At 63.7% G+C, this 13252-nt stretch carries 14 protein-coding genes; 9 read left to right on the forward strand and 5 right to left on the reverse strand.

The genetic code is table 11. The annotated features are described in order from the left end of the window. Positions 1-104 precede the first annotated feature (104 nt). The gene (locus V1293_RS07495; RefSeq protein ID WP_334508096.1) at positions 105-533 is read right to left on the reverse strand and encodes a PaaI family thioesterase; all 429 of its coding nucleotides are present in this window, start codon (positions 531-533) and stop codon (positions 105-107) included. Between the two features lie 86 nt (positions 534-619). On the opposite strand from V1293_RS07495, the gene V1293_RS07500 reads away from it, so the two are divergent. From V1293_RS07500 to nadC, 8 genes are all read left to right on the forward strand, one after another. Further along, positions 620-1444 carry an enoyl-CoA hydratase gene (locus tag V1293_RS07500; RefSeq protein ID WP_334508099.1) on the forward strand — a complete coding sequence of 275 codons (825 nt, stop codon included), beginning with the start codon at positions 620-622 and terminating at the stop codon, positions 1442-1444. Positions 1445-1600: 156 nt separating this feature from the next. Then, positions 1601-2185: a CoA-binding protein gene (locus V1293_RS07505; protein ID WP_334508101.1), complete on the forward strand. Its 585-nt coding sequence runs from the start codon at positions 1601-1603 to the stop codon at positions 2183-2185. 176 nt (positions 2186-2361) lie between these two features. Further along, positions 2362-3639: an O-acetylhomoserine aminocarboxypropyltransferase gene (locus tag V1293_RS07510; protein WP_334508103.1), complete on the forward strand. Its 1278-nt coding sequence runs from the start codon at positions 2362-2364 to the stop codon at positions 3637-3639. 276 nt (positions 3640-3915) lie between these two features. Beyond that, the gene (locus V1293_RS07515) at positions 3916-4383 is read left to right on the forward strand and encodes a hypothetical protein (RefSeq protein ID WP_334508105.1); all 468 of its coding nucleotides are present in this window, start codon (positions 3916-3918) and stop codon (positions 4381-4383) included. Positions 4384-4419: 36 nt separating this feature from the next. Further along, complete coding sequence (locus V1293_RS07520) at positions 4420-5376, forward strand: NUDIX hydrolase (RefSeq protein ID WP_334508107.1); 957 nt, start codon at positions 4420-4422, stop codon at positions 5374-5376. A 54-nt stretch (positions 5377-5430) separates the two neighbouring features. Then, positions 5431-6417: a quinolinate synthase NadA gene (gene nadA, locus V1293_RS07525; RefSeq protein WP_334508109.1), complete on the forward strand. Its 987-nt coding sequence runs from the start codon at positions 5431-5433 to the stop codon at positions 6415-6417. Then, on the forward strand, positions 6414-7967 hold the full coding sequence (locus V1293_RS07530; RefSeq protein ID WP_334508111.1) for an L-aspartate oxidase: 1554 nt from the start codon (positions 6414-6416) through the stop codon (positions 7965-7967). The genes nadA and V1293_RS07530 overlap by 4 nt, the downstream gene beginning before the upstream one ends. Then, the gene (gene nadC, locus V1293_RS07535; RefSeq protein ID WP_334508114.1) at positions 7964-8833 is read left to right on the forward strand and encodes a carboxylating nicotinate-nucleotide diphosphorylase; all 870 of its coding nucleotides are present in this window, start codon (positions 7964-7966) and stop codon (positions 8831-8833) included. The genes V1293_RS07530 and nadC overlap by 4 nt, the downstream gene beginning before the upstream one ends. 9 nt (positions 8834-8842) lie before the next feature. Here nadC and V1293_RS07540 read toward each other — a convergent pair whose 3' ends face one another. After that, positions 8843-9655 carry an FTR1 family iron permease gene (locus V1293_RS07540; RefSeq protein ID WP_334508115.1) on the reverse strand — a complete coding sequence of 271 codons (813 nt, stop codon included), beginning with the start codon at positions 9653-9655 and terminating at the stop codon, positions 8843-8845. Between the two features lie 150 nt (positions 9656-9805). After that, positions 9806-10897: a COX15/CtaA family protein gene (locus V1293_RS07545; RefSeq protein ID WP_334508116.1), complete on the reverse strand. Its 1092-nt coding sequence runs from the start codon at positions 10895-10897 to the stop codon at positions 9806-9808. 130 nt (positions 10898-11027) lie between these two features. Here V1293_RS07545 and V1293_RS07550 point away from each other — a divergent pair, with 130 nt between their 5' ends. Next, positions 11028-11240 carry a DUF2842 domain-containing protein gene (locus V1293_RS07550; protein WP_212423118.1) on the forward strand — a complete coding sequence of 71 codons (213 nt, stop codon included), beginning with the start codon at positions 11028-11030 and terminating at the stop codon, positions 11238-11240. Between the two features lie 126 nt (positions 11241-11366). Here the strand turns inward: V1293_RS07550 and V1293_RS07555 are convergent, their stop codons facing one another. Together V1293_RS07555 and V1293_RS07560 are read right to left on the reverse strand one after the other, a co-directional pair. Next, the gene (locus V1293_RS07555) at positions 11367-11885 is read right to left on the reverse strand and encodes a GNAT family N-acetyltransferase (protein ID WP_334508118.1); all 519 of its coding nucleotides are present in this window, start codon (positions 11883-11885) and stop codon (positions 11367-11369) included. A gap of 184 nt (positions 11886-12069) precedes the next feature. Further along, entirely contained in the window at positions 12070-13122 is a 1053-nt protein-coding gene (locus V1293_RS07560; protein ID WP_442894334.1) for a polysaccharide deacetylase family protein, read from the reverse strand. Between the last annotated feature and the right edge of the window lie 130 nt (positions 13123-13252).

Consider the following 13252-nt stretch of genomic DNA (forward strand, 5'->3'; position numbering starts at 1 on the left):
GGGTTTCTAGAGAACGGCGCCGTTTCCGTCAACGCCAATTCGCACAAATTACTCTAGCAAAAACAAACGCTTGAAAATATGGTGCGATATTACCGTTAGAAACCCTACGTATTTGGAATGGAGTAGGTCGCCGTCACATGGGCGATCGGATCGGGCGACGAACCCGACAGCAGGTTCACCTCGCCGACCGCCAGCCGTTTGCCGAGCTTCAGCAGCTTCGCCGCGGCCAGCACATCCTGACCTGGCAGCCCCTTGCGCAGGAAATTGATGTTGAGATTGGTCGTTACCGCCAGCCCCACCGGGCCGATCGCCGAGAGCAGCACCACATACATCGCGAAATCAGCCATCGCCATCAGCGTCGGCCCCGACACCGTGCCGCCCGGACGCAGCATACGCTCGTCATAGCGCCGCCGCAGCAGGCAGGTCTCGCCGTCGGCGCTCTCGATGGTGATGTCGCCATCGCTGAAGGCCTGGGGAAATTCCTCGCGGAGGAACTTCTCCAGCTCGGCGACGCTCATTTTCGGTGCCGCCATGCCGCCCCTGCCCTCGATTCAGGGTGCCTGTTACATTAGATTGTCATCAAAGCCCAAATGAAAATCTCGGAGTGGAAACCTCGGAAATGCCCGCCCAGACTGCTCGCGCACCTACGCCACAACCTCCGATCCTGCTGCAGGAAAATGTCGGCAGTATCCGCCTGCTCACCCTCAACCGGCCGGCCGCGCGCAACAGCCTGTCGGAGGGCCTGATCGCCCAGCTGCACGGCGCGCTGAAGCAAATTCACGACGACAACAGCGTCCGCGCCGTCGTCATTGCGGCCAACGGCCCGGCCTTCTCCGCGGGCCACGACATGAAGGAGCTGACCGCGCGCCGCAGCGACCCCGATCGCGGCCGGGCCTATTTCGGGCAGATCATGAACGCCTGCAGTGCGATGATGCAGGCAGTCGTGCTTCTGCCGAAGCCCGTCGTCGCCGCCGTGCAGGGCATCGCGACCGCCGCCGGCTGCCAGCTCGTGGCAAGCTGCGATCTCGCGGTCGCTTCCGAGGCCGCCGGCTTCGCCACTCCCGGCGTCGATATCGGCCTGTTCTGTTCGACGCCCATGGTGGCGCTGTCGCGCAACATCCCGCGCAAGCAGGCGATGGAGATGCTGCTCACGGGCGAGCCGATTTCGGCGGCGACGGCGAAGAGTATCGGCCTCGTCAACCGCGTCGTCGCCGCCGGCACCGAGCGCGATGCGGCGATCGCGCTGGCGCAGAAGGTCGCGCTCAAATCCGCCTACACCGTCAAGCTCGGCAAGGAGGCGTTCTATCGGCAGGCCGAAATGAGCCTTGCCGACGCCTATCGCTATACGGCGGAAGTGATGACCGAAAACATGATGGCGCGCGACGCCGAGGAAGGCATCGGCGCCTTCATCGAGAAGCGCGAGCCGAAGTGGCAGGATAAGTGACGACGCAGTTTCTGCGTCGTCATTCCGGGGCGATGCGCAGCATCGAACTATGGTGCGCAATTGTGCACCTGAGAATCTCGAGGTTCCCCGATGCGCAATTGCGCATCTGAGGTCTGGTGCTAGCGCACCGTCCCGGAACGACGAACTGGAAATCAAATGAACCACGACGCCTACGACGACAACTACATCCGCAGCATTCTCAACGGCGTGAAGTCGATCGCGATGGTCGGCGCCTCGCCCGTCAATGTGCGGCCGAGCTACTTCGCCTTCAAATATCTGGCGCAGCGCGGCTATGACATGATTCCGGTCAACCCCGGCCATGTCGGCAAAAGCCTGCTCGGCAAGCCCTTCGTCGCCTCGCTGTCGGATATCGGCCGTCCTGTCGACATGATCGACATCTTCCGCAGTTCGGCGCACATCATGCCCGTTGTCGACGAGGCCCTGACATTGTCGCCGCCACCGAAGGTGATCTGGATGCAGCTCGGCGCGCGCGACGACGCGGCCGCCGAAAAAGCCGAAGCGGCCGGCCTCAAGGTTGTGATGAACCGCTGCCCGAAGATCGAATATGGGCGGCTGTCGTCTGAAATTTCATGGATGGGAGTCAATTCGCGCACGCTGAGCTCGAAGCGCGCGCCGATTCCGACCCAAGGCATGCGGCTGTCGCTGAACCGGACGAGCCTCGGCGGCGGCGCGACCGCAGCATCGGATCGCGCCGCAAAGAACAAAAGCGAGCCGACGTGACGCAATGAGAAACAATTATTTCGAAGACGCGGCCTGACGAAGCAAACCCGCTTCCAATCCGCCAGATGTGAAGCCTCGCCTTGACGGCGGACGCGGCTGCGATCAGCATCTTCGACGCATTTTCGAGCCAGCTCAAGAACAAGCCCAAGAACAAGCCAAAGAACAGGACGCAAAGAATGACCGACCGTCTCCCGGGATTTTCGACCCTTGCCGTGCATGCCGGTGCGCAGCCCGATCCCACCACCGGCGCACGGGTGACGCCGATCTATCAAACCACGTCCTTTGTGTTCAACGATGCCGACCATGCCGCCTCGCTGTTCGGGCTGCAGGCGTTCGGCAACATCTATACCCGCATCGGCAACCCCACTACCGCCGTGCTGGAAGAGCGCATCGCGGCGCTGGAAGGCGGCACCGCGGCGCTCGCGGTCGCCTCGGGCCACGCGGCGCAGGTCGTGGTGCTGCAGCAGTTGCTGATGCCGGGCGACGAATTCATCGCCGCGCGAAAACTCTACGGCGGCTCGATCAACCAGTTCACGCACGCGTTCAAGAGCTTTGGCTGGAACGTGGCGTGGGCCGATCCCGACGATATCGGCAGTTTCGAGCGCGCCGTGACGCCGCGCACCAAGGCGATCTTCATCGAATCGATCGCCAACCCCGCCGGCAGCATCACCGACATCGAGGCGATTGCGGAAGTGGCCCGCAAGGCCGGCGTGCCGCTGATCGTCGACAACACGCTGGCGACGCCGTATCTGATCCGGCCGATCGACCACGGCGCCGATATCGTCGTGCATTCGCTGACCAAATTTCTCGGCGGCCACGGCAATTCGCTCGGCGGCATCATCGTCGACGGCGGCACCTTCGACTGGTCGAAGGACAACAAATACCCGATGCTCAACGAGCCGCGGCCGGAATATCACGGCATCAGGATACAGGAGACGTTTGGCAATTTCGCCTTCGCGATTGCCTGCCGCGTGCTGGGCCTGCGCGACCTCGGCCCGGCAATCTCGCCGTTCAACGCCTTCATGATCCTGACCGGCATCGAGACGCTGCCGCTGCGCATGCAGCGGCATTGCGAAAATGCCAAGGCGGTCGCGGAATTTCTTGCCGGCCATTCCGCGGTGGCGTCGGTGAACTATGCGGGGCTTGCCAGCGACAAGTACAACAAGCTCGCGCGCAAATACGCGCCGAAGGGCGCCGGTGCGGTATTCACCTTCAGCCTGCGGGGCGGCTACGACGCCGGCGTCAACCTGGTGTCGAACCTGAAACTGTTCTCGCATCTGGCCAATGTCGGCGACACCCGTTCGCTGGTAATTCACCCCGCCTCGACCACCCACAGCCAGCTCGACGACGCCGCCAAGGTGAAATCCGGCGCTGCGCCCGATGTGGTGCGGCTGTCGATCGGCATCGAGGACAAGGAAGACCTGATCGCGGATCTCGAGCAGGCGCTGACGTAAGGGACGCTCGACCCGTAACGCGAGCACACGTTGTGTAGCCCACAAAAAGTCGTCATACCCGCGAAGGCGGGTATCCAGTACGCCGCGGCTTCTCGGGCCAAGCCCGACTTTCTCTGGAATACTGGATCGCCCGCCTTCGCGGGCGACGACGACCGAGTGGCGTGTTGGACTCCGGCCGCCATCAGCCCCCTTCACAAGCCTCTCGTTAACGCTCGTTCCGGCATAAAGTGGCGCTGAGCCGCCCTCGATGATTCGGAGCTGACGATGCTGCGCTGGATGACGCCATTTCTGACCGCGATTTTCGCGATCGGCACCGCCGCCGCCGGCGACACCTCCGCCACCAAAAGCCCCGAGGTCCCCGCCGTCATCAAGCGCGCCGACAGCACCCCTGCCCGCAAGAGTGCTGCGGTTCGAGCCGCCAGCCAATTGCCGCCTGGCCTCCCGCGACCGCACTACAAGTACCGGACGACCGTTGCACCTGCCGCGGCGCCGCTCTATGTGCGTCGCGGCCGCACGCTGGTGGTCGAGGAAGAGGATCCCGACGTGCTGTTCACGCCGGTGGGCGTTGTGCCCTACGCGCCGCGCGTCTACGGCACGCCGCTGCTGCCGGGGTCATCGACGTTACCCGGCTACTACGGTACCAACCATTCCTACAGCTATGACGGCCCCTATTACGGCGGGCCGTCCTATGGCCCGTATTGGAACCGTCTGCCGTACGCTTGCGGCGTGTACGGATACTGCTAAACGCGCGTTAGACCATAACGGAGACGGACGACCGACGTGGCAGGGGCACCGCGGAAAGCCAGCAAAACGGGCGCTGCCAATGCGACCACGGCGGATCTCGTTGCCGTCCTCGTCGCCGTCACCGACGGCGAGCCCAAGATCATGACCATCGCCAACGACGGCGCGCTGCCGAGCGGCCCGTTCGAATTTGCGCACCGTTCGCTGCAGACGGGATTGCGGGCATGGGTCGAGGCGCAGACCGGCCATCCGCTCGGCTATGTCGAGCAGCTCTACACGTTCGCCGATCGCGGGCGGGCCGGAGGTACCAAGTCGCCGCATTCGATCTCGATCAGCTATCTGGGCCTCACCCGCGAAGACAAGGTCGGCCAGGGTTTTGAGGCGCATTGGTCCGGCTGGTACGAATATTTCCCGTGGGAGGACCACCGTGCCGGCCTCCCCGCGGCGCTGGCGAAGACATTGGCATCGCGACTGCGGGCGTGGGCAAAGTCCGCATCCACCGCCGGCCTGCAGCGCGAACGCTGGCAGCGCGTCGCCATCACCTTTGGCCTCGACGAGCGCGAATGGAACGAGGAACTGGTGCTGCAGCGCTATGAACTGCTGTACGAGGCGGGCCTGATCCCTGAAGCCGTGCGCGACGGGGCAAGCGCCACTGCTGTCATTCCCGGCCGGCCGATGAGTGGAGATCATCGCCGCATTCTCGCCACCGGAATTGCAAGGCTGCGCGCCAAGATCAAATACCGTCCCGTGGTGTTCGAGCTGATGCCGGCGGAATTCACCCTGCTGCAACTGCAACGCAGCGTTGAGGCGCTTGCAGGCCGGCTGGTGCACAAGCAGAATTTTCGCCGCCTGATCGAGCAGCAGCAACTCGTTGAAGAAACTGGCGCAATCGCCGCCGATACCGTCGGCCGCCCGGCCAAATTGTTCCAGTTCCGCCATGCCGTGCTGGCGGAACGGGCGGTCGTCGGCACCAAGCTCCCGCTTTCGCGCACTTGACATCGATTATGCTCAGGATAAGTATAAGCCAATATATACTCAAGGAGAGTATAAATGGCGAACTTCAGCTCCACCGCAATCGCGCGTTCCGCAGAGCTTTACGACCGGGTCAAACGGGTCATTCCGCCGCCTGAATGGGCGGTTTTCGCCGAGGACGTCGACGCCATCCTCGAACTGAAGCGAAGCCGCAACGCCGTCGTCCTCGCGCACAACTACCAGACGCCTGAAATTTTCCACGGCGTCGCCGACATCGTCGGCGACAGCCTGCTGCTGGCGCGCGAAGCCACCAAGGTCGATGCCGACATCATCGTGCTGGCCGGTGTGCACTTCATGGCCGAGACGGCCAAGCTGTTGAACCCGGAAAAGACCGTGCTGATCCCCGACCTTGCGGCGGGTTGTTCGCTGGCCGACTCCATCACCCCGCAGGACGTGCGGCTGATGCGGCAGCGCTATCCCGGCGTTCCCGTCGTCACCTATGTCAACACTTCGTCGGCGGTGAAGGCAGAGTCCGACATCTGCTGCACCTCGGGCAATGCCCTGAAGGTCGTGGAGTCGCTCGGCGTCGAGCGCGTGATCATGCTGCCGGATGAATACCTCGCGCAGAACATCGCCGAGCAGACGGACGTGAAGATCATCGCATGGAAGGGCCATTGCGAGGTGCACGAGCTGTTTACGGCGTCCGACGTCCGGCAACTGCGCGAAAATCACCCTGACGTGACCATCCTGGCGCATCCGGAGTGTCCGCCGGAAGTGGTCGCGGAAGCCGATTTCTCCGGCTCCACGGCGGCGATGTCGGACTTCGTCGGCCAAAAACGCCCGCCCCGGGTCGTGCTGCTGACGGAATGCTCCATGAGCGACAACGTTTCGGTGCTCCACCCCGACGTGGAGTTCATCCGGCCCTGCAATCTGTGCCCGCACATGAAGCGGATCACGCTGAAGAACATCCGCCACGCGCTGGAGACCGGCCGGCACGAGGTGACGATCGATCCCGCCATCGCTGTATCAGCCCGTCGCGCCGTCGAGAGGATGCTGGCGATATGAGCCCGGAAATTTCAGCGCTCAACAACCGTCCCGTCATCATCGGCGGCGGCGCCGCCGGATTGATGACGGCGCTGCAGATGGCGCCGGAACCGGTGTTGCTGCTGTCGAAGGCGCCGCTTGGCGCGGAGGCGTCGAGCCTGTGGGCGCAAGGCGGGCTTGCCGCGGCGATGGGCGGGGATGACGACCCTGCCCTGCATCTGGCCGATACGCTGGCGGCAGGCGCAGGCCTGTGCGACGAGGCCGTCGCGTCCCGGATCGTTCATGCGGCCCCTGCGGCCGTCGAGCATATCGCGAGGCTTGGCGTCGCCTTTGACCGCAGGCCCGATGGCGGCTGGCGGCTTGGCCTGGAGGCCGCGCACGGCCGCAACCGGATCGTGCACGCCACCGGCGACGGCACCGGGCGCGAGATCATGCGTGCGCTAATCGCAGCGGTGCGCCGCTGTCCGTCGGTCACGCTGCTGGAGGGCGTCGAGGCGCGGAGCCTGATTGTCGAGGACAACGCCATCAAGGGCGTGCTCGCGGTGAACGCGCAGGGGCCGCTCGTGATCGATACCGGCCGCGTCGTGATCGCCACAGGCGGCATCGGCGGGCTGTTTTTGGACAGCACCAACCCTTCCGGCTGCTTCGGCCAGGGGCTGGCGCTCGCGGCACGCGCGGGCGCAAAACTCTCCGATCTCGAGTTCGTCCAGTTTCACCCGACCGCCTTCGACGGGCCGTCGCGCCCGATGCCGCTGGTCACCGAAGCCGTGCGTGGCGATGGCGCAATCCTGATCGACGACACCGGGCAACGCTTCATGGCGAACCAGGCCGGCGCCGAGCTTGCGCCGCGCGATATCGTCGCGCGCGCGGTCTGGCGCCGCCGCGCCGAGGGACATCGCGTCTTGCTCGATGCGCGGAAACATCCCGGAGCGGAATTTGCAAAACGCTATCCCGTCATTTCCGCCTTCTGCAAAATGGCAGGGATCGATCCCGCGACCGATCCGATACCGGTCCGGCCGGCGGTGCACTACCACATGGGCGGAATATCGGTGGATATCGAAGGCCGCAGCACCGTGGACGGGCTTTGGGCCTGCGGCGAGGTCAGCCACACCGGGCTGCATGGCGCCAACCGGCTCGCCAGCAATTCGCTGATGGAAGCGATCGTCTGTGCGCAATGGGTCGCGCAAAGCGTCCAGGGCGCGAGCCGCGGCCCGCTGAAAACGCGCGTTGCGAATTCGCCTCCACCCGCGTCCGATCCTTCGGCTGTGCGGCCGATCCTGTCGCAAGGCCTCGGCGTGCTCCGCGACCGGCACGGCATCGAACGGGCGATCCGCGGCCTCTATCCAATCGCGAGCGGCAGCAGTGCAGCTTCCGATCCCGCGCTGGTTGGACTGATGATCGCGGTCGCTGCCTGGCGGCGCGAGGAAAGCCGCGGCGGGCATTTCCGCAGCGATTTTCCGGACGCCCTGCCCTCGGCGGTGCCGTCTACCACCTCGCTTACGGAGGCGCTCGACTTCGCGCGCAACGTCTTTGAAACCGGATCTATGTCTGTCGGGAGTGCCCAGCCGTGACGCTTACGCCGCTTCTGCCCCTCATGTACGAACCGCTGGTTCGAACCGCCCTGCTCGAAGATTTAGGCCGCGCCGGCGACATCACGGCCGATGCGATCGTGCCGGCCGACCGGCAAGCCTCGCTGGTGCTGCGCGCGCGCCAGCCCGGCGTCGTCGCCGGGCTCGACATCGCGCGCTGTGCCTTTCAGCTCGTGAATCCTGCCATCCAGCTCACCGCCGAACGGCCTGACGGGAGCGTGGTGGCGCCGGGAGATCTGATCGCCGCGATCGAGGGGCCGGCGCGTGCGCTACTGACCGGTGAACGAACGGCGCTGAATTTTCTCTGCCATCTCAGCGGCGTGGCCACCGCGACGGCCTCGCTGGTGTCGGCAGCACAAGGCACCAGGGCGCGCATCGTCTGCACCCGCAAGACTACGCCCGGACTACGGGCGCTGGAAAAATACGCGGTGCGCGCCGGCGGCGGCAGCAATCACCGTTTTGGCCTCGACGACGCCATCCTGATCAAGGACAACCACATCGCGCTGGCCGGCGATGTCAGAACCGCGATCGAGCGCGCGAAAGCTCATGCCGGCCATCTCGTCAAGATCGAGATCGAGGTCGACACGCTGGCCCAGCTTGAACAGGTTCTCGCGATCGGCGTGGATGCCGTCCTGCTCGACAACATGACGGTCGAGCAACTGCGGCAGGCGGTGGCGATGACCGGCGGCCGGGCGATCATGGAAGCTTCCGGCCGCATCACCGCCGAGACCGCCAGGGCGATCGCCGCCACCGGCGTCGATCTGATTTCCGCGGGCTGGCTGACGCACAGCTCCGCCGCGCTCGATATCGGGCTCGACTATCTCGGACTCAATCGGCAGGCAGCGTAGCGCGGCGAACTACTCGGCCGCGCGCATTGCCGCCTTCTCCTCGCGCATCAGGCGGTTGTTGCGCTGGACCACCGAATAGGTCGCCAGCGCAAACAGGATCACCAGGCCCTGGATCGAGAGCGCTTCCATCGACGGATTGAGGCCGATCGCGCTCAGGAACGCCGAGCCCTTGACCTCGGTGACCGTGATGATCGCCTGTTCCTGGAACTCCTGCACGGCCTCGCCGATGAACTTGATCGCCATCACGAACAGGAACGCCGAGGTGATGATGAACAGCGGCCGCAGCGGAAGTTTTCGCGCAATCAGGTTGATGAAATAGAACAGCACGGCAAGGCCCGCGGTCGCGGCGGCCAGGCCCGCGAACAGGCCAGCGCTCCAGCCGCCTTCGGTCGTCGCCAGCGCATTGATGAACAGCACGGTTTCGGCGCCCTCGCGGAACACCGCGAGGAAGGCCAGCGCGCCGACCGCCCACACCGTGTCCTGCGACAGCGCTGAATCGGCCTTGTGCGCGAGATACTCCTGCCAGCCGCGCGGATCCTGCTTCACCATCAGCCAGCCGCTGACATAGAGCATCAGGGCGGCGGCGACGAGAATGATGATGCCTTCGAGGACATCGCTGTGCTCGCCCGAATTGAGCACCGCAAACAGCCAGGCGGCGATAATGCTGGCGCCGACGGCCGCGAGCGCGCCGCCATACAGCGCCTGAATGCGATGCGTCGCGCCGGCTTTGGTCAGGTAGCCCGCCAGCGCTGCGATCACCAGCATGGCTTCGAGCCCCTCACGGAGCAGAATGACGGCGGCCTGGATGAATGCTGAGGACATGGAACGAACCTGTTTTGGCTCGTTTTATCGCGCAGTCCATCCAAGTAAAGCGGTCCGGCCCCACACAAACGCGTCAAGGGCGGCGTGCAACAGGAAATCCCTGCAAATCGGGCGCTTTCCGGATTGGCGGCAGATTAGAATCGCTCAATTTCAGCCGGGTTGCTCGAGCGGCATTACCAGCTTCTGCGGGTCGTGCTCGGTGCGCCGCGCAGCCAGACGTTCGGCCTGCAAGACCGCAAGCGTCAGCACCACGATGGCTGTGGCCTGATGCGCCAACGCGAGATCGATCGGCGCTTGGTGCAGCAGCGTGAGGATGCCGAGCGCAGCCTGCAGGCTGATCGCCGCCGCCAGCGACCAGGCACCGCCGATCACGGCTGTACCGGCCCGTGACCTCACGCTATCGATCGCATGAAGGATCGCCAGCGCCAGTAGCGCATAGGCGGTCATGCGGTGCTCGAACTGCACGGTGAGCGTGTTGTCGAACAGATTGCGCCACCACGGCTCCTCGAAGAACAGCCGCGCTGCGGATGGAATGAAGGCGCCGTCGATCTCGGGCCAGGTGTTGTACACCCTCCCCGCCCGCAGGCCCGCAACCAGCGCGCCGAAATAAAGCTGGACGAAAGTCAGGGCGAGCAAAGCCACCCCGGAGACCTTCAGCCGCCCGGGGACAACGGACTGCGGACGCGCGGTCATCCGCCGCAGCGTCCAGACGATTGAGGCAAAAATGATCAGGGCCAGCACCAGATGCGTCGCCAGCCGATACTGTGAGACCTCGGTCCGTTGCGCGAGGCCCGACGCGACCATCCACCAGCCGACTGCGCCCTGCAGCGCGCCGAGGGCGAAGATCATCCATAGCCGCCGCTTCAGCTCAGCGCCCAGCGCGCCACACCACAGGAAGTACAGGAACGGCAAAAGATAGACCGCGCCGATCACGCGCCCGAGCAGGCGGTGGCTCCATTCCCACCAGAAGATGGTCTTGAACTCCGAAAGGCTCATGCCGGCGTTGAGTTCGCGGTATTGCGGGATGGCCTTGTAGCCCTCGAACGCCTGCACCCATTGCGCCTCGTTGAGCGGCGGCAGCGTGCCGGTAACCGGCTTCCACTCCACGATCGACAATCCGGATTCCGTCAGCCGCGTGGCGCCGCCGACCAGCACCATGACCGCGATCAGCACGGCGACCGCGATCAGCCACCATCTGACGGCGACGGCATGCGGCGCCTGCTGTGCGGAACTACCGGTCATAAAACCCGTCTTGAAATCCGTCTTGAAAGCTATCCTGGCTCGCCCCGAAGGCGCGCTTGATTGAATTGGCGCGCCCCTTATAGTCCGCCCCTTCCCGCGCGCAACCCGCCACGAGCCTGACATATCCGCCATGACGATACGCACCCGCAAATTCTTCGGAACCATCGCACTTCTGGTGCTGGTCGTGGTGTGGTCGCTGCTCGGAATGACCATCGCCCAGACGCCGTGGCTGGCCAATTCCGGCCTGCTGCAGGCGATCTTCTATGTCGTGGCGGGGCTCGGATGGGTGCTGCCGGCGATGCCGATCGTCAGCTGGATGTCGCGGCCGGACCGCGCTGCTTAGAATAGGGCGTGTACTCTAAAGCAGACGTGCCTTGTCACTCGCGAATTTCGTCCCATGACCCAGAACGGACCTCGTGTTGCACAGCTCAGTATCTACGGAAATCCCCGAGATTTTGAGAATTTTTCTTCACACGCGCCGTTCAATTAGCCATCGGTTCACTGCCTGATGGAAATTCAGGGGACCGGGGACCGTCATGTGTGTCTTAACGTACTTGAAGCCAGCCCGTTGCAGGGTTCGATTTGGACCGACGTTAAATGCGTTCGGCTCGCAGAACAATTGCTTGATCTCCAGCATCTGAAAATAGATATCGACGCTTTGGCGGACGCACTTTTCGCCGACCCCCCGCTGCCGCTGCGCGGGCTCCGTCACGTGTAGATGCATATTTGCCTGCGTGCCGAATACGATCTTGTCGCAGCTTGAGAAGCCAATTGGGCGACCATCCGCCAACCAAATGAGGTAAAAACCTCTCCGTTCTGCAAGCGGAAGACCATACAGAGACTTGAACAAGGATCCCCAAACATCCCTTGGAGGAAGGCGCGTTGGATCAACCCCAAGCATCTCCAAATGCTCGGGCGTCGATGAATGGAAATAATCGATAACAAGTGACGTTTCCTCATGCCGCATTTCGCGAACATGTAGCTCCATTGGGTTCCTCCTGCCTCTCGTCAGAGAAATGTTGCTCTCGCTCCACGCCAGTTAGGGACCGCAACTCGCGCAAATCAAATTCGGCTATTCCACCAGATTAGCCAAGGCCGAAATCCTGTGCCAAGCGGCTGTCCATGCACAAAGGAGACGTCCTAAAGGCACTCCGGGTTTATGAACTCACACCCTAAACCCAATTATCCCGGGTCGGCCTGACCGACGGAAACATGATTCCTGACAGCATCACGCGCATCATGCGCAGCGAGCCGTGCCGTCCGTCCCAGGCGATCCGCGGCAGCGCATGCAGGTTGGTATATCCCTTGGCCTCGACGACCCCCGGAATCGTCGATACCGCGCTGGCGAAACCTGCCTCCTGCGCCATGACGACATGCTCGCGGCGCCAGGATTGCCGGTCGCCGAACGGATAGGCGAAATGCCTGACGTCGCGGCGCAAGGCGGTCTCCGCGACCGCCTTGCCCATTGTCATTTCGCGTTGCGCGTCGGCCGCTTTCAGATTGGACAGCGCGGGATAGTTCACCGTTGCGCTGCCGATCGTCACCAGCGGATCAGCGGCGAGCTTCGCCAGATCGTCCCAATCCATCGACGCAGCGCGCGACAGCGCCGCGAGATCGACGGAGTAGCGCGTGCAGAGGTCGTGAATCGCGAACGAAAGATCCGGCGGCGGCAGCGTCCGCAGCCAGCTCGTCAGAAATTCGAAAGTGTCATATTTCTCCGGCGTGCTGCCTGTTGCGAAACGCCGCTCCTTGCGGTCGATCACCAGGCTGATGCGATCCTCGCGCGCGATCATGTCTTCCAGCGCGAGCCACCAGGCTTCGCCGAGCCCGTCCGGAAACCCTGTCGGCAGGTATACGGTGAACGGCACGCCATGTTTCGCCAGCACGGGATAGGCCTGCGTGATGACATCCTTGCAGCCGCCGTCGAAGGTCAGGCAGGCAAATCGGTTGGCCTTCGGCAGCGTGACCGCCCGCTGGCACACTTCGTCCATCGTGATCAGATCGAAGTTCCAGCGCTTCAGCGCACGGATCGTCCGGTCGAGAAATTGCGGCGTGATTTCACGCCATCGGTTCGGCTGAAACGGCCGGGAATTGCGCGGACGCACGCGCTCAAACCGCAAAATGACCCCGGCGCTGCCGGTCTCCCGCTGCTTCAGCCTGAAGTAGCCGCTAAAATAAGCGAGCTCCATCCCGGCCCGCCGCAAAATTCCGATATCCGACGCCAACGTCCCGCCCTCAATCATACGGTCGCGCTGCCCCCGCCGCGCACCGATTGTATTACCCTTTGTTGACATTTCCCTGCGAAGGTCGGCTCCCTGCGAAGGCCGGCCTAAGCCGAAAATTGTAAACAATTTC

Origin of the sequence: Bradyrhizobium sp. AZCC 1693, assembly GCF_036924745.1 — a bacterium.
Classification (GTDB): domain Bacteria; phylum Pseudomonadota; class Alphaproteobacteria; order Rhizobiales; family Xanthobacteraceae; genus Bradyrhizobium.

Bases quoted from the DNA above. Each gene is read 5' to 3' on its own strand.
- V1293_RS07545 (WP_334508116.1), bottom strand. From the start codon at position 10,897: ATGACCGGTAGTTCCGCACAGCAGGCGCCGCATGCCGTCGCCGTCAGA.
- nadA (WP_334508109.1), top strand. From the start codon at position 5,431: ATGGCGAACTTCAGCTCCACCGCAATCGCGCGTTCCGCAGAGCTTTAC.
- V1293_RS07495 (WP_334508096.1), bottom strand. From the start codon at position 533: ATGGCGGCACCGAAAATGAGCGTCGCCGAGCTGGAGAAGTTCCTCCGC.
- V1293_RS07530 (WP_334508111.1), top strand. From the start codon at position 6,414: ATGAGCCCGGAAATTTCAGCGCTCAACAACCGTCCCGTCATCATCGGC.
- V1293_RS07515 (WP_334508105.1), top strand. From the start codon at position 3,916: ATGACGCCATTTCTGACCGCGATTTTCGCGATCGGCACCGCCGCCGCC.
- V1293_RS07505 (WP_334508101.1), top strand. From the start codon at position 1,601: ATGAACCACGACGCCTACGACGACAACTACATCCGCAGCATTCTCAAC.
- V1293_RS07555 (WP_334508118.1), bottom strand. From the start codon at position 11,885: ATGGAGCTACATGTTCGCGAAATGCGGCATGAGGAAACGTCACTTGTT.
- V1293_RS07550 (WP_212423118.1), top strand. From the start codon at position 11,028: ATGACGATACGCACCCGCAAATTCTTCGGAACCATCGCACTTCTGGTG.
- V1293_RS07540 (WP_334508115.1), bottom strand. From the start codon at position 9,655: ATGTCCTCAGCATTCATCCAGGCCGCCGTCATTCTGCTCCGTGAGGGG.
- V1293_RS07500 (WP_334508099.1), top strand. From the start codon at position 620: ATGCCCGCCCAGACTGCTCGCGCACCTACGCCACAACCTCCGATCCTG.
- V1293_RS07510 (WP_334508103.1), top strand. From the start codon at position 2,362: ATGACCGACCGTCTCCCGGGATTTTCGACCCTTGCCGTGCATGCCGGT.